Below are 16,505 nucleotides of genomic sequence, written 5' to 3' on the forward strand. Positions count from 1 at the left end.
GCCAATACACATGAACTATTAACACATTGGCCGAAATTACACCAGCAAAACGCACCTGGCGTGTTTTTAAGCGCAATAAAATTGCCGTAGCCGGACTGGCATTTATCCTGCTTACCTTACTTGTTGCCATATTGGGCTATCTTATTATGCCCGATGATACCCCGCTGGCAAATAATATGATCATACAGCTTAGCATAAAAAAGCCGGGCTCAACCTACATGATGTTAAAACTCCGGAAAACGGAGCCGGTTGATACCGTAAATATATTTACTAAAATGCTTTACGGACAGCCTTCGTTTTATAAAGAGATCCCTATAACCGGCTACCATTTTGTTAAAGATTCCATTTACGTAAACGGATACATTGGGGACGAAGATAAACCCGAAAAAAAAGTATTTAATATTTTTGAGGTAATGACCGGGCAAAAGCCTGTTTATAAAAACGGGAAGGTTATTTTTAATTATAACGGACAAGCAGTTGTCAGGGCCGCCAATGATGGTGTTTACCGAAGGTTTTGGGGAAAGGTTTATGAAGAGAATATCGGCTTTAAAACATTCTGGCTTGGTACCGATGGCTATGGCCGTGATATGCTGAGCCGTTTGCTGCTGGGCACCCGGATCTCGCTGGCCGTAGGGTTAATGTCCGTCATCATCAGTATGCTGCTGGGGGTAAGCGTAGGGGCTGTAGCAGGCTACTTTGGCGGCTGGGTAGATGCCTCGTTAAGCTGGCTCATGAATATTTTATGGGCATTGCCAGCCTTGTTACTGGTTATAGCTATATCATTTGCACTGGGCAAAGGCCTGTGGCAAATATTTATAGCCGTTGGCCTGTCCATGTGGGTTGAGGTAGCCCGCCTGGTACGCGGGCAGGTAATGGGCCTTAAGCAGGTAGAATATATTGAGGCTGCAAGGGCTTTGGGCTTTAGTAACAAGCGCATTATAGCTAAACATATTTTACCCAACATAACCGGGCCGGTACTTGTACTGGCATCGTCAAACTTTGCATCGGCTATACTTTTGGAGGCCGGGCTTAGCTTTTTAGGCTTTGGCGCACAGCCACCTATGCCAACCTGGGGCGGTATGATCAAGGAGCATTACGGGTATATTGTTATGGATTCGGCTTTTTTAGCTATCATTCCGGGGATGGCCATCATGTTGCTGGTATATGCTTTTAACCTGGTTACTGTTGGCTTGCGCGATGCCTTTGATATAAAATCACAAAGTACTCGTATTTAAAAATTATTTCTTCTATTTTAGTCAGCGTACTTAATCAATATGCTGAATATAGACGACGGTTCCGGCGAAGACGAATTGATCAGGCTTTTGCTCAAACGGCAGTCGGAATTAAATTCTTTATTGGAAATAACGCGGGCGATAAACAAAAACACCGCCACACCTATCCTCATTCAAATGCTGGAAGTTATTCTGCAAAACTATTTGCAGGTAGGCAAGCTCCGGTTTTTGATTGAAAAGGACAATAAATTTGCCTGTATAGCCAAATATGGCGGTGATATTGAATCGTCGGTGGTATTGAGCCGGGCCTGCAAAAAGCTGAGCAAGGTTAAAGCCCCTATTGCCATATCAGGGCACCAGGACCCTATTCTCAAAAAATACAATTATTTTATCCCCGTATATCACAAAAGCAAAGCATTAGCCTACGCCCTCATTGGCGATTTCAACACCTCGGGCGAGATGCTTAACAATGATCTTAATTTTATCCAAACACTGATGAACGTGATCATTGTGGCACTGGAAAATAAGAAGCTTTTCCGCGAGCGGCTGCAGTCAGAACGTTTTCAGCGTGAAATGGAGCTTGCCGTAGAGGTGCAGAACATGCTGATCCCCATGCGGGTGCATAAGGACGACAGCGTGGAGATCGGTGCTAAATACCTTCCGCATCAAAACATCGGCGGCGATTATTTTGATTTTATCCGCCTCAATGAGCATGAGTTTTTATGGTGTATTGCCGATGTATCGGGCAAGGGAATTTCGGCAGCATTGCTGATGGCCAATTTCCAGGCCAGCCTGCATGCCTGGGCAGCGGTTGAGGGTGATTTGACCAATATTATTGATCGCTTGAATAAAATTGTGCTCAGCAACACCAAAGGCGAACGGTTTATAACCCTGTTTCTTGCACGCTATAACCAGAAAAATCGCCGGCTTAACTACATTAACGCTGGTCACAACCCAACCATATTATATTCAGAAGGCGGAGCTATTCCGCTTAAGCTGGGCACCACTATGATTGGTGTTTTTGAAGAACTGCCTTTTTTAAATGAGGGCGAAGTTGATGTTGAACCCGGCAGCCTGATCTTTAACTATACAGATGGGCTCATGGATTTTGAATCACCAAGCTCCAAAGTATGGAATGAGGACAAATTGCTTGATTTTGTGCTGGCGCATGGCGAGCTATCGCCCGACAACTTTAACCAGGCTTTAATGGATTACCTGACTAATGTACACAAAAGCAAGCCCATTGACGATATTACCCTGCTTACGCTAAAGATTTTTTAAGCATAAGGATTTGCACCATTCTTTTGTTGAAAAACTCATCATACTAATTACTTCACCAACACGTTTACAACACTTATTATATTTGCCGGATGCTATCAGCCAGGTACCAGTTTGAATTTTTAGAAGCAGGATGCGATGAAGCGGGGCGCGGATGCCTTGCCGGCCCTGTCTTTGCTGCTGCGGTTATTTTACCACCAGATTTTGACCATCACCTGCTGAACGATTCAAAGCAGCTTACCGAAGAGGTAAGGTATCAGCTTCGCGCCGAGATTGAGGAGAAGGCCGTAGCCTATGCTGTAGCATCTGTTGATAATCTGGAGATAGATGAGATCAACATCCTTAATGCATCATTCCTCGCCATGCACCGGGCCATTGAAAAATTACATCTGGAGCCACAGTTTTTGATCATTGACGGTAACCGATTTAAAAAGTACCGGAGCATTCCGCATGAGTGTATTATTAAAGGCGACGGAAAATATTTCAGCATAGCGGCGGCATCCATATTGGCTAAAACTTACCGCGATGATTATATGATGCAGATAGCAGCCGAACACCCGGAGTACGATTGGCATACCAATAAAGGTTATCCTACTACCAAACATCGCGAAACGGTAATGAAGATTGGTTTTACGCCCTATCACCGCCGTACTTTCAGGGTTACCGACCCACAGTTAAGTATTTTTTAATGAAGTTTTGAATACCACGTTCAGGATGGTATTTTTGTTAAAAACCCAATCCACCGTTTGAAGATCCTTATTTTAACACATCGTGTACCATTTCCGCAAAATGGCGGTTACGCCATTGTAGTTTGCAATACCATTAAAGGGCTGATTGCACTCGGGCACGAAGTTTCACTGGTGGCTTTAAATGGAAAAAAATATCACGGCAGCGTACAAACTACCGAAGATGAACTGCTGCAAAAAATTCAGTATACATCATACGATATCAACATCAATGTATCGGTACTTGATGCGATAGGCAACCTGTTCAGCAAAAAATCAAACGATGTTGATCGTTATTACGATGCCGAATTTGAAAAGCTGCTGCTGCGCGAATTGCGCCAAACGGCCTATGATATTATCCAGTTCGAGGGGCTGTTTGTAACGCCTTACCTGACGGCTATCCGCAAGCATAGCAAAGCAAGGCTGATTTACCGGTCGCACAATATTGAACACCAGGTATGGATGCGGCTGGCGCAGCAAAAAAGCGATCTGTTTAAGAAATGGTACCTGCATTTGCTGGCCCGCAGGGTAAAGGACTATGAACTGCAGCAACTCAATAAATTTGATGCAATAGCGGTATTTACCAATGAGGATAAAAAAACGCTGTTATCATACGGCGTTACCATTCCGGTGGAGATTTTTCCGGTAGGCATTTCCCTGCCCGATTATAAACCGGATTATAATAAAACCGAATTTCCAAGCTTGTTTTTTCTGGGCTCTTTAGATTGGATGCCCAACAGGGAGGGAATTGAGTGGTTTATTGAGAATTTCTATAAAGACCTTACCGAAGGTGACCTGCGTGTAAAATTTTATGTTGCAGGGCATAATATTCCCGATAGCTTTGATGATTATGAGGTAATGGGTAAAATTTTTATCCAGGGCGAGGTTGACGATGCCTTTGAGTTTGTGAACAGCAAGGCTATTATGGTAGTGCCATTGCTTTCCAGCGGCGGTATGCGGGTTAAAATAGTGGAGGGTATGGCCATGGAAAAGTGCATCATCTCCACCTCATTGGGTGCCGAAGGCATAAACTTTATCAATGGCACCAATATCCTCATTGCCAACAACCGGCAGGAATTTTACGGTGCTATTGAACGTTGTATCGCCGACGAAGAGTTTTGCCGCAACATTGGCCTCAACGCCCGCCGTTTAATTGAAGAGCAGCACGATGTACACGTGGTAGCGCCACGCCTGGTTGCTTTTTATCAAAGTTTGGAACCTTTATTTGCCTGATTTGAGGATTCTCCTGAATTAGATACTAAATCAAGAAACTTCGATCGTAGAGTTGTTGGTGACAACACCATAAGTGTTCGTAAGATAAAAAATATGCCATTGCGAGGCACGAAGCAATCGCATACTATACAGGGCGAATATGCCTCCGTGCGGTTGCCACGCTGCGCTCGCAATGACATAGTTTTGTTTGTTTTCCAAACTTTCATTTTCCCAACACTTGTAATGACAACAATGGTAAGAAATGATAATTGATTCTGTAAAATACTCCTCACTGCCAACAGCACACTGAAAACTGCCAACTGGCCCTACTGCTGCTGTTGTTGTTGCTGCTGAATAATGTCCATATAGCGCTGATAGCTGTTTTTAGGAAATTCAGTTACAGCGTGCATAGCAGGTGCTTCATGAATTTTATCGTCAAAAACAATAGCATCGGCATCATCTACGGCTACGGATACTTCCAGCTTGTGATCGTGTGCCCCTTTATAAACACCTTTAACCGGCGAACAGTCTGAAAAATTGCGACCTACAGCCAAACGTACATGGGTTTCGTTGGCAACGCAGTTGTTTGTAGGGTCGATGCCAAGCCATCCGTAATCGGGCACGTATACCTCGGCCCAGGCGTGAGTGGCGCCTTCGCCGCGCATAGCGCTACTGTGGGTGCAGATATAGCCGCTTACATAACGTGATGGTATTTTAAGCTGGCGCAGCATAACCATCAATATGTGTGCAAAATCCTGGCAAACACCGGCTTTGAGGTTCCAAACCTCGTCGAGCGTGGTTTCAACCGTGGTTACGCCTTTTATATACTCAAAGTTTTTGTATACCCAGTCACAAAAACGAAGCGCTACCTGGAAAGGTGTTTCGTCTATACGGCGTACCTGCTCAACTATTGCCTGCAATTCGGGCAGTCCCTCAAAGTATTCCTGCTTTAAAAAATCAATATAAGGCACCATATACTGAAGGCGCTTAAGGGCTTCCCACTGCTGATCCGGAAAGATATCGTTAACAGGCAAGGGGCGCTGACGGGTAACAACAACCAATTTTGAATTGATCACCAGCATATTGTGCTGATCGCTATAAGTAAAACTGCCAACCTCGTTGCCGTAATAATCAATATGGGTATCAACCACCGGGTTGCCGGTTATGCTCAACTCCTGTTTTATCACTTCCTGGTATTCATCTTTTATCGGGAAAAGGATGATCTGGTTGGCGCTGTCACGAACAGGCCCCTCATAGGTGTATTTAGTGATATGTTGGATCTTAAATTCAGGCATCTCTTCTTTAAATTAAATTATGAATTAGCAAAATAATGCTGGTTCAGTGAATTACCTACGCCATATAACTCGCTCCTGATCTGTGTAAGGAACAGGTGCAGGCCTTCCTGCCTGATACTTTTTACCGAACTGTATTTAATGCGGCTTTGCAGCCTGCCTATCTGGAACGACATCTCCCGGTAATCATCGGCGTTACTGTCGTTTTTCAACCGGTCAAAATAGCGCTGAATATTGTTTACCGAATAGATCACCGAACGCGGAAAGTCATTGTTCAGCACAACCTGTTCCAGCACGTTTTCGGCCTCAAAGCCTTCACGGTAAGTTTTTAAATACAGCTCATAACCGCCCAGTGAAAGTAACAAGTGTTTCCAGTAGGTTGTATCTGTAAGCAGATCGGGATTGTCACTTATCGAGCTGAATTTGGTATCCAAAATATCAACCGACTGGATTGCCCGTTCCAGGTACTTGCCAATGTTCATAAATGCACGGCCTTCACCGCGCTCCATGGTTATCTCGACAGTGCCATAATAAAGCATGACCTGTTTTATCAAAACATCCAGCACGCCTATCGGGTCTTCCCTGTGCAGGGCCCGTTCCAGGCGCGGATCTTTTACGGTGTGATAATACTCGTTAAGGCATTGCCAAAGATCTTTGGTAATGTGTTCCTGTACGCCGCGTGCGTTTTCACGCGCCAGTGTAATAATGTTAAGTATGGAGTTATGGTTATTTTTCCCGGTAACCATATACTTTAAAACCGACCGGCTGTCATTGTCCAGCTTTTCGGCCTCACCGGCATCCAGTCCGGCAAAGATCCTCATTACAGGCTCCCAGGTAAATTCCTGCACCGTATCCTGCGATGAGGCATAATTAATTTTGAGCATCCGCAGCATACCATCGCTGCGCTCAATGTAACGGCTTAACCAATAAAAACTTGCTGCAACCCTGCTTAACATAAAAGCCCCCTAACCCCCTAAAGGGGGAATGATTATGCCGGCGGTTTTACCGCCAGCTTGTTAGTTATATTTTAATTCGTTTATTCAATTTAATTGGGCATGCACGATTGCCCTCTCAAGAGCGGGTTTAAAAAACTTGCTCTTCGCAATTTCTCCCCCTTTAGGGGGTCGGGGGGCTTAACACCCACGTATCCTTACTGCCGCCGCCCTGCGAACTGTTAACCACCAGTGAGCCTTCTTTTAAAGCCACGCGGGTTAAACCGCCCGGCACTATTTCAATACCATCGGGACCGTAAAGGGCGTAAGGCCTTAAATCAACCCTGCGGGGTTTTAATTCGCCCTGCATATAACATGGCGCCGCCGAAAGACTGATAGTTGGCTGCGCTATGAAATTACGGGGATCTTTCAGTATTTCTTTTTTATATTCATCTATTTCCTGTTCGCTTGCCGCATGGCCCATCAGCATACCGTACCCGCCGCTGCCATTGGTTTTTTTAACCACCATTTTATTGAGGTTTTTAAATACCATTTCGCGCTCGTCAGGGTTGCCTAACTGGTGTGTCGGTACGTTTTTAAGGATTGGTTCCTCATTAAGATAATAACGGATCATATCGGGCACGTAGGCATAAACTGCCTTATCATCGGCCACGCCGGTACCTGTAGCATTTACTATGGCTACGTTTCCTTTGCGATAAGCGCCCATGAGGCCTGCCACCCCCAGCATGCTTGCAGGGTTAAATACCAGCGGATCAAGAAACTCATCATCCACACGGCGATAGATCACATCAACCTGCTGCAGGCCGGTTGTGGTTTTCATATAAACCTTATGGTTGTTCACCACCAGGTCGCGCCCTTCTACCAGCTCAACCCCCATTAAACGGGCCAGCGTGGTATGTTCAAAATAAGCCGAATTGTAAATGCCCGGCGTAAGTAAAACAATTGTTGGGTTATGGATTTGCCGCGGCGAAAGTGCCAGCAGGTTTTTATATAATATGGAAGGGTATTCGGTAACACTGCGTACGCTGCATTGCGGAAGCAGATCAGGAAACAGCCGCTTGGTAATCTCCCGGTTCTCGAGCATATAACTTACGCCCGATGGGGTGCGCAGGTTATCCTCAAGCACATAAAAGGTGCCGTCCTCATCACGGATCAGGTCGATACCCGAAATATGTACATAGATATCATAAGGCACCTGGAGCTGATACATTTCGCGCAGAAAGTGCGGGCACGAATAAACGATATCAATAGGTACTATACCATCCTTAACAATAAACTGATTGTGGTAAATATCCTTCAAGAAAAGATTAAGCGCGTTAAGGCGCTGCTTAATGCCCCGCTCAACAAAAGCCCATTCATCGGCAGTGATAATGCGTGGAATAATATCAAAAGGAAAAATCTTTTCAATGCCTTCGCCGCTGTTATAAACGGTAAAAGTAATACCCTGGCTCATGAAAAGGCGCTTGGCAAGCTCCTCTTTTTTGTTCAGGTCATCGGCCGATTCTTTTGAAATGTAGTCGATAACTTTGCGGTAATGTTCACGAACATTAGCATCTAAGCCATACATTTCGTCCCAAACGTTATCAATTGGGCTATATTTGTTAAAATAACCTGATTCTTCCATGAAAAAATTACAATTAATTAAAATTTGATAATCAGTTATCTTTAAGAATTGTAATTTATGAAGTGTTTTTGATAAAAAAGCAAATTATTTTGAAATTTTTGAAGATATTTTAATCAAATTTTCAATTTGCATAGATGTCGCCAATGTTAACAGAGGCTTAATACAAGATTAATTAACGTTTATCTATTAAATGTTGTTAAATTTTATCCGTTGAGCATTGCTATTGTATATACACTTATTTTGTATAAAAGTAAGATGTATTCAGGATGACGATCAGTTTATTAACCTAAACAACACTATAATATAACCTGCAATCCGGCTTTTCTAAACTCCGATGGATTTGTGCCCCTGTATTTTTTAAAAATGCGGTTCAGGTGGCTTTCATCGTTAAACCCAAGTTCGTTGGCAATTTCAACCATGCGCATATTACTGTGAAGCAACCGGTTTTCAATGAGCTTAAGTTTGTAATTAATGATGTATTGCTGCAGGGTTTCGTTAGTGTGCTTTTTAAAATAACGGCCTACATAGGTTTCTGAAATCCCCATTTTATCGGCTATAACATCAACTCTAAGCTTTTCGGGAAAATAGATATTGGTATGGATATACTGCAAAATATCAAGCGCCTTTTCTTCGGTATTTTCATCCACTTCATCGGGCATGCTCATGGCCACATTACGGGCAACTATTACAATTACCGTGTTGATGTATTGCTGCAAAAGCTCCTTGCTGTACAGGCCATTTTTTTGCTGCTCGCTGATGATGGCCTGCATAATGGGTTTTACAACAGCGCTGTCTTCGTGGTTTTTCAATACACAACCCGGTGCCTGTGCGGCATTTTTAAGAATAAATTCAAGGTGCTTAACAGCATCACCCGGCAGTTTGTAATCTTTTATGTATGCCATATTAAAACGGATGAACAGGAACTGCGTCGGTGTTGCTATCTCAAAATAATGGGAGTCATCGGGGGTAAGTAAAAACAGGTGGCCAGGCTTATAGATAAACTTGCTTTTGTTAATGCATTGTTTCCCTGTACCGCTTACAATATAAATGAACTCAAAAAAGCTGTGTGAATGTTCGCTTCGGGGGCAAGCGCTGAGGGGTTCGCGCAATACGATCTCGAAAGGCTGGTATAAATTATCCTTAACCATAGTGTAAATGTACAATTATTACGAGGGTTTGTACAAGGATAACAAGGCAAGTGTTGTATAATTTTACATCATTATTAAATGATAAGAAAAACCCCAATGAACACTGAAAATAAAACCACCATGCAGGCCATGATTGCCGAAACAGCAAACGAGCCTCTGAAACTAACTGATATTGAACGCCCTGTGGCAGGAGAGGGCCAGGTGCTGATAAAAATAATAGCCAGCAGTGTTAGTCCGCTTGATAATAAGATCCGCACAGGAAAAGGCGCCCATGCCCATCAGCCCCTGCCTGCTGTTTTGGGAATGGATGTTACCGGCATTGTTGAAGCTGCTGGTGCCGGAGTCACTGCGTTTAAAGCCAGAGATGAAGTATACGGTTTGGCCGGAGGCATAGGTGGCTTGCAGGGATCATTAGCACAGTATGGCGTTTTTGATGCCGATCTGCTGGCGGTTAAACCATCAAACCTAAGCTTCAGACAAGCTGCCGCTATGCCGCTTAATTTTATAACCGCCTGGGAAGGTTTGGTTGACAGGGCACAGGTGCATGCAGGTCAAAAAGTATTGGTACATGGTGGCGCAGGTGGGGTAGGCCACAACGTTGTACAAATAGCCAGGACTTTTGGTGCAGATGTTTATGCAACAGGAAGTGCCGGTCAGCAACAATACATTGAAAGCATAGGTGCTACTTTTATTGATTATCGCGCCACAACTATTGATGAATATGTAAACAAGTACACCGCAGGCGAAGGCTTTGATATTGTGTACGACACTTTGGGCGGCGCAACATTGGATGCTTCATTTAATGCGGTGCGTTACTATACCGGCCACGTGGTGAGTTGCCTTGGATGGGGCGAACATAAACTTGCCCCGCTATCGTTCAGGGGCGCTACCTATTCGGGGGTGTTTACTTTAATGCCGATGCTTACCGGCAAGGGCCGCAAACACCATGGCGAGATCATGCAGGAAGCTACCAAACTTGCCGAAGCAGGTAAACTGGTTCCCCTGGTTGATGAAAGGCGTTTTACATTGGCTACAGCCCAGGAAGCCCACGATATTGTTGAAAACGGCAAATCGGTTGGAAAACTGGTGGTAGATGTAGCAGAATAATTGATTACCAGCCTGCCGGAGATAAACTTATCCCGGCAGGCTGGTTTTATTAAACAGAAACGGGGCTTTAAAACTCCAGTTCCAGTAATACCGGGCAATGATCGGAGTGTTTGGCCTCGGGCAGTATCGCTGCACGACGGATCTTTTCTTCAAGCGGCATGCTGGCCATGGCGTAATCAATACGCCAGCCTAAGTTTTTACCGCGGGATCCGGCCCGGAAGCTCCACCATGTGTAGTTATGTGGCTCTTTATTCAGGTATCGGAACGTATCTATAAAACCGCCTTCAATAAAGTTTTCCATCCATTCACGCTCCTCTGGTAAAAAGCCCGATGAATTGGCGTTTGATTTAGGGTTGTGAATATCAATAGGGCGGTGGCAAATGTTATAATCGCCGCAAACTACCAGGTTAGGATGCTCTACTTTAAGCAGAGTAAGGTATTTACCAAACTCATCTAAAAAACGGTATTTAAAAACCTGCCGCTCATCGCCGCTTGAACCTGATGGGAAATAAACACTCATCACCGATACCTCGTCAAAATCAACTCGAATACAGCGGCCTTCACGGTCAAAATCGGGAATACCGCAGCCGTACTCAACATGTTTGGGCAACATTTTGGTAAAAATAGCCGTACCGCTATAGCCTTTCTTTTCGGCCGGGAACCAATAGTGCTGATAGCCCATCTGGTCAACCAGCCCAAGATCGGTCAGTACATCTGGTGTTGCTTTAATTTCCTGCAAACAAACAACATCGGCATCGGTAGCCTGTAACCAGGCCAGCCAACCCTTGTTAATTGCTGATCGGATGCCGTTAACGTTATATGTAATTATTTTCATTTGCCCCCTAACCCCCTAAAGGGGGAATTTTTTAAAGTTCATGTCGCAATATTAATAAATAAAACTATCTGCCGCGGGTTTTCAACCCGTGGTGTACCATGGTGTCAGCTTTCAGCTGAGTTTATGTAAGCTTACATCATGCCAACCACGAGTTACGCTGTCGCTAAACTCGCGGCAGTTGGTAGCCGACAACGTATTATTTCCCCTTTGGGAAAAGAATGGCATCCAAACGCTTGCATTCTCTCTTGCTCAGCAGCTCAACAGTCATAGGCACATCAGCGAGGGGCCGGTCATTTGAGTCTTTTTTTACAGCAGCAATGCGATCAACCATATCAATGCCGGTAACAACTTCGCCAAAAACGGTATAGTTTTGATCAAGGTGCGGAGAGCCGCCAACTGATTTATACCATTCGCGCTGCCAGGTTGGGATCTTGCGGCCTTTAAGACGGGTATTTTCCAATGTATCCAGTTTACCATCGGTAAAGCGCTTGCCTTCTACAATATAAAACTGGCAGCCGCTCGATTCTTTTTTAGGGTTATCGTCGCGCGCGGCGGCAAGTACACCACGTTTATGAAACAGACTGTCACGAAACTCGGCAGGGATAGTATAACCAACCTCACCATTGCCCAGCTCGGCGCCAGGTTTAGCTTTTACCGGATCTTTCGAATCCGGATCGCCCCCCTGGATCATGAAATTCTGGATCACCCGGTGAAACAGCGTACCGTTATAGATCCCCTTTTTGGTAAGCTTGATAAAATTATCCCGGTGTAACGGGGTTTCATTATACAGGCGAAGGATACAATCGCCATAAGTAGTATGGATGCGCACATACTGGTTTTTAGGCGGCCCAGCAAACGCGACAGTAAGGGTTAATAAAAGAATGCTTAGGGTAAAAAGTTTCTTCATATGACCGTTGATTTTTTTGATTGCGTTGATTGCGTTGATTTTTTTATTGATTACAATAACCTAATTGCTGATATAGATGAGTCATAGGTATTCGAATATTTTATATTCCCTCCTCGGGGAGGGGTGCGGCTGTCAAGTGTGTCGGCAGGGAGGGGTTTATACGCATTGCTAATTAACAAGTATAATTGAGAAACCCCTCCCTACACCCTCCCAAGGGAGGGAATCGCGTAATCCCCCGCTCAAAAGCCATTTACAAACACTCAACCCTTTGCCAACCACTCACCTAATCAACCCAATAAACCACTCACTAATTCTCCCCCTCCATCTCCTCAAAGTAATTAACAATGAGCGATTTCATCATCATTTCCTGTTCAAGCAGGGTATAATTGGGGATTACTTTTATGCGTTTCCAATGCGGCCAGCCATCCTGGTCAAGGCCTTCAAGCTCGTAAAAACCCATCATACTCATTAAACGGCAGGTAGCTATATGCATCAGTTCTTCCTTTTGGCGCTTGCTGAACTTACGCGGGCCCTGGCCCAGTTCCTGTACCCCAATCAAAAAAAGCATCACTTTTATATCGGGCTTCTCGTTGTCAAAATCCTCAGCTATGCGTAGCTGCAGCACTTCCCATTTCTTATTGATCTCAGCAGGTGTCATATTTCGCAAAGATAGCTTAGTTCATGGTTCATAGATGATAGTTCATAGTAAAATGATGCAAAGTGCCCTTTTTCTAACAAACACTAAGACCATGAACTATCATCTATGAACCATGAACACCACATTATTGTTACAATGTTGCATTAATATTCCCGTTTTAATACTTACTTTTGCTTTAGTCCGTTAAAAGGATGTTGACTGTGAAAAAAAACCGCCTACATATTGTATTTGCGTGGCTGCTGCTTGTTTGCTTTGTGGCCGGGCAGTATATGGTTTATTCGCACCAGCATACGCTTATTAAAGGTATCACCAAACACAGCCATGTGCCTCAGGGTCAGCAAACGGTTAAAGAAAAGTGTTTACTGTGTGATGCAATGCACCATACCGATGCATTGGTTGTAAGCAATAGCCTATTTTTAATACCCCTCGTAACATCTGCTCATGTTTTTAAACCCGGCGATTACGATTTTGTAAGCATTGCGCTTATCCTCTCGGCGGGCAGGGCACCTCCGGCAGCCGCATAACGCTACCTTATTTTTCCCGCAAAACAAAGCCGTACAGTCAACGGCATCTATTGAATTTTCTTAAATTTTAATCATGAAATTAAAGCTTATAAGCTTCATTATATTATTAGTATCTGCTCAGTCCATTGCATTTGCCAACAGCCCCATTAATACTATAAATAACAAAGCCGAAGATGCTATTGGCAGCCTTTCGGGCACCATTACCGATAAGGCCGATGGCAAACCAATTATCGGCGCAACGGTAAACATCCCGGATTTACGTAAAGGGGCAATTACCGATGTGAATGGTAAATATAGTTTCGGCAGCGTACCTAAAGGTATTTTCCTTGTGCAGGTAACTTATATAGGTTATTTAACCGTTAACCAAAGGGTCGATTTTTCAAAAACAAGCGTATTTGATGTTAAAATGCAAACCTCATCGCTTGAAGCCGGCGAAGTTGTTATTACCGGCGTAAGCAAAGCCACTGAAATAAAACGCAGTCCAGTACCAATGCTTGCTGTAGGCAAGGCTTATTTGGAGCAGCGTGCCGCATCGGGCAATATTATTGACCAGATAGCTACACTGCCTGGCGTAAGTGCCGTTACTACAGGCCCCAACGTATCAAAACCATTTATCCATGGTTTGGGCTACAACAGGGTGATCACCCTGCAGGATGGCATTCGCCAGGAAGGCCAGCAATGGGGCGATGAGCACGGTATTGAAGTGGATCAAAACTCTATCGACAGGGTTGAGGTGATCAAAGGCCCGGCAAGTTTAACCTATGGTTCGGATGCCATTGGCGGTGTTGTGAACCTGATCTCGCCGGCACCAGTGCCCGAAGGCAAAATCCTGGGTTCAGTTCAGGGCTTGTATGGTACCAACCAGGGCTTATATAATGGTTCGTTCAGGTTACAGGGCAATCAAAACGGCCTCATCTGGGGAACCGTGATTTCGGCCAAAGGCAGCAAAGACTATCAAAATGAGCACGACGGTCGCGTTTATGCCACCAACTATCGCGAAAAAGATGCCCGTGTAATGGTAGGTCTTAATAAATCGTGGGGGTATTCATACCTGCACGCCTCAGTATTTGACGATGAACAAGCTATACCCGACGGCAGCCGCGATTCGCTTACCCGTAAGTTTACCCAGCAAGTTACCGAGGATGATGCCTTCAGGCCAATTGTTCCGCAATCTGTTTTAAACTCATACAGTATCCCAACACTGCACCAGCACGTACAACTTTACCGCATTTACAATAACAGTAACTTTATTTTAGGCAACGGAAACTTAGTGGTTAACCTGGGGTATCAATTCAGCCACCGCCGCGAATATACCCACCCGGAGGCGGGCGATATTGCCGGGCTTAACCTGCACCTTACTACTTATACCTATGATGTTAAATACAACTTTAACATCGGTAACGAGTATGAAACAACCTTTGGTATCAACGGCCAGTACCAGAATAATACCATTGGCGATGCTACCGACTTCCCGATCCCTGCCTATCACCAGTTTGATATCGGCCCTTTCTTTGTAATCAAAAAGAGCTTCGGAAAACTTGATCTTTCGGCAGGTGCAAGGTATGATACCCGCTCGTTCAGCAACAGTGCTGCATATGTTGACACACTTGGCCGAAATGGATTTCCGCAGTTATACACCGGCAGTAATCCCGAAACAGCGGCAAACGTTACCAAACAGTTCGATTCGTTTAACAAACGGTTCAGCGGATTTTCGGGCAGCTTTGGGGCAACCTATAACGTGTCGGATGCTTTCCTGATCAAGGGTAATATCTCCCGTGGATTCAGGGCGCCAAGTATTGCCGAAATCTCGGCCAACGGCCCCGATCCCGGCTCACAGATCTATCACATCGGCGATAAAAACTTTAAACCGGAGTTTAGCTTACAGGAAGATGTCGGCACCTTCCTTACCCTGCCCAATATTTCGGCCAGTGTTGAGGTGTTTAACAACAACCTGTCAAACTACATTTATCAGCAACAGGTGTTAGCTGCAGATGGCAGTCCGGTTTTTACACAAGGTTATACCACGTTTACCTATGTACAAAGCAGAGCCCGCATTTATGGCGGCGAGGTTAGTGTCGATTTACACCCGCTTACATGGCTGCACTTTGAAAACTCCTTAAGCTTAACTTATGGCGAAAATAAAGGCAATGGCGGCCCGGTTGCCGATAGCTTAAAATACCTGCCTTTCATTCCGCCATTGCATACGCATTCTGAACTGCGCGGTACATTTAACGGCGGCTTCGGTAAAGTTAAAAGCATTTATGCGTTTGTTGGCTTTGACCACTACAGCGCACAAGACCGCTTTTTCGCAGCATATGGCACTGAAACCTACACAGCAGGCTACAACCTGTTAAGCGCAGGCTTTGGCGGCAATATTGTTAACAAAGCGGGCCAGCCGGTTATCAAGCTTTTTGTTGAAGGCACCAACCTTGCCAATGTTAATTATCAATCAAACATGAGCAGGCTCAAATATTTTGATAACCCGAATGTACCCGATGGCGTGCATCCCGGTATTTTTAATATGGGCCGCAATATCAGCTTTAAAGTGGTTGTTCCATTCGGCTTCAACAGCAATAAAAAATCCTGATCTGGTTTAAACTATAATGTAAAAGTCCTTGCCTTCATGGCGGGACTTTTTTGTTTAGATGATTTCCTGTTTTGTCATCCTTCATTGCGTTCAGGGTCTTCTTCGATATATAGGACAGCTAATTTATAATTTACCCTACTGGCGCAAGTCTTGTGCGGTTGCCTGTGCCGGGGTGACTTGTGCCTCCTGATAATTTTAAGGGAACTATTTCTCGCAAAGGCGCGAAGACGCAAAGATTTTTCTTAGCGTCTTTGTGTTCTTACTACTGCATGCAACAAACGTCACCATCAAGTCAAACTCCCCTTTAGGGAGCCGGGGGCCAAACATTTGATCCCATCTCCTGTATTTTCTGTATGCGTAAAATATTAATACTTCTTCTCCTGGTATCCACAAGCATTGCGGCCGTTGACAGCTAATTTATAA

The 16,505-nt window shown here is 44.6% G+C and carries 14 protein-coding genes; 7 read left to right on the plus strand and 7 right to left on the minus strand.

The window, feature by feature from the left end; translation table 11 throughout:
• The first annotated feature begins 26 nt into the window (after positions 1 to 26).
• From ACFFGT_RS29910 to ACFFGT_RS29925, 4 genes are all read left to right on the plus strand, one after another.
• Positions 27 to 1,235 carry an ABC transporter permease gene (locus ACFFGT_RS29910; RefSeq protein ID WP_377026188.1) on the plus strand — a complete coding sequence of 403 codons (1,209 nt, stop codon included), beginning with the start codon at positions 27 to 29 and terminating at the stop codon, positions 1,233 to 1,235.
• A gap of 39 nt (positions 1,236 to 1,274) precedes the next feature.
• Complete coding sequence (locus tag ACFFGT_RS29915) at positions 1,275 to 2,513, plus strand: PP2C family protein-serine/threonine phosphatase (RefSeq protein WP_377026189.1); 1,239 nt, start codon at positions 1,275 to 1,277, stop codon at positions 2,511 to 2,513.
• 89 nt (positions 2,514 to 2,602) lie between these two features.
• Positions 2,603 to 3,199, plus strand: coding sequence for a ribonuclease HII (gene rnhB, locus ACFFGT_RS29920; protein ID WP_377026190.1), 597 nt, complete (start codon positions 2,603 to 2,605; stop codon positions 3,197 to 3,199).
• Positions 3,200 to 3,256: 57 nt separating this feature from the next.
• Entirely contained in the window at positions 3,257 to 4,468 is a 1,212-nt protein-coding gene (locus tag ACFFGT_RS29925) for a glycosyltransferase family 4 protein (protein WP_377026191.1), read from the plus strand.
• Between the two features lie 305 nt (positions 4,469 to 4,773).
• Here the strand turns inward: ACFFGT_RS29925 and ACFFGT_RS29930 are convergent, their stop codons facing one another.
• The 4 genes from ACFFGT_RS29930 to ACFFGT_RS29945 all read right to left on the minus strand — a co-directional run bounded on the left by ACFFGT_RS29930 (position 4,774) and on the right by ACFFGT_RS29945 (position 9,464).
• Complete coding sequence (locus tag ACFFGT_RS29930) at positions 4,774 to 5,742, minus strand: transglutaminase family protein (protein ID WP_377026192.1); 969 nt, start codon at positions 5,740 to 5,742, stop codon at positions 4,774 to 4,776.
• Between the two features lie 17 nt (positions 5,743 to 5,759).
• The gene (locus ACFFGT_RS29935) at positions 5,760 to 6,695 is read right to left on the minus strand and encodes an alpha-E domain-containing protein (protein WP_377026193.1); all 936 of its coding nucleotides are present in this window, start codon (positions 6,693 to 6,695) and stop codon (positions 5,760 to 5,762) included.
• A 160-nt stretch (positions 6,696 to 6,855) separates the two neighbouring features.
• A complete protein-coding gene (locus ACFFGT_RS29940) occupies positions 6,856 to 8,316 on the minus strand; it encodes a circularly permuted type 2 ATP-grasp protein (protein WP_377026194.1) in 1,461 nt (486 codons plus the stop codon).
• Between the two features lie 296 nt (positions 8,317 to 8,612).
• A complete protein-coding gene (locus ACFFGT_RS29945; RefSeq protein WP_377026195.1) occupies positions 8,613 to 9,464 on the minus strand; it encodes an AraC family transcriptional regulator in 852 nt (283 codons plus the stop codon).
• Between the two features lie 78 nt (positions 9,465 to 9,542).
• On the opposite strand from ACFFGT_RS29945, the gene ACFFGT_RS29950 reads away from it, so the two are divergent.
• A complete protein-coding gene (locus ACFFGT_RS29950; protein WP_377026196.1) occupies positions 9,543 to 10,571 on the plus strand; it encodes a zinc-dependent alcohol dehydrogenase family protein in 1,029 nt (342 codons plus the stop codon).
• A gap of 67 nt (positions 10,572 to 10,638) precedes the next feature.
• Here ACFFGT_RS29950 and ACFFGT_RS29955 read toward each other — a convergent pair whose 3' ends face one another.
• The 3 genes from ACFFGT_RS29955 to ACFFGT_RS29965 form a co-directional block, all read right to left on the minus strand.
• Positions 10,639 to 11,406: an exodeoxyribonuclease III gene (locus tag ACFFGT_RS29955; protein WP_377026197.1), complete on the minus strand. Its 768-nt coding sequence runs from the start codon at positions 11,404 to 11,406 to the stop codon at positions 10,639 to 10,641.
• Between the two features lie 196 nt (positions 11,407 to 11,602).
• Positions 11,603 to 12,313, minus strand: a complete 711-nt coding sequence (locus tag ACFFGT_RS29960; protein WP_377026198.1) for a peptidylprolyl isomerase — start codon at positions 12,311 to 12,313, stop codon at positions 11,603 to 11,605.
• A 307-nt stretch (positions 12,314 to 12,620) separates the two neighbouring features.
• A complete protein-coding gene (locus tag ACFFGT_RS29965) occupies positions 12,621 to 12,971 on the minus strand; it encodes a hypothetical protein (RefSeq protein ID WP_377026199.1) in 351 nt (116 codons plus the stop codon).
• Positions 12,972 to 13,171: 200 nt separating this feature from the next.
• Between ACFFGT_RS29965 and ACFFGT_RS29970 the strand changes: the two genes are divergently transcribed.
• Positions 13,172 to 13,495 (plus strand): hypothetical protein, encoded by a 324-nt coding sequence (locus tag ACFFGT_RS29970; protein ID WP_377026200.1) that lies wholly within the window; start codon positions 13,172 to 13,174, stop codon positions 13,493 to 13,495.
• A 73-nt stretch (positions 13,496 to 13,568) separates the two neighbouring features.
• Positions 13,569 to 16,082, plus strand: coding sequence for a TonB-dependent receptor (locus tag ACFFGT_RS29975; protein WP_377026201.1), 2,514 nt, complete (start codon positions 13,569 to 13,571; stop codon positions 16,080 to 16,082).
• Positions 16,083 to 16,505: the final 423 nt, after the last annotated feature.

Source organism: Mucilaginibacter angelicae (assembly GCF_042434235.1).
Classification (GTDB): Bacteria; Bacteroidota; Bacteroidia; order Sphingobacteriales; family Sphingobacteriaceae; genus Mucilaginibacter; species Mucilaginibacter angelicae.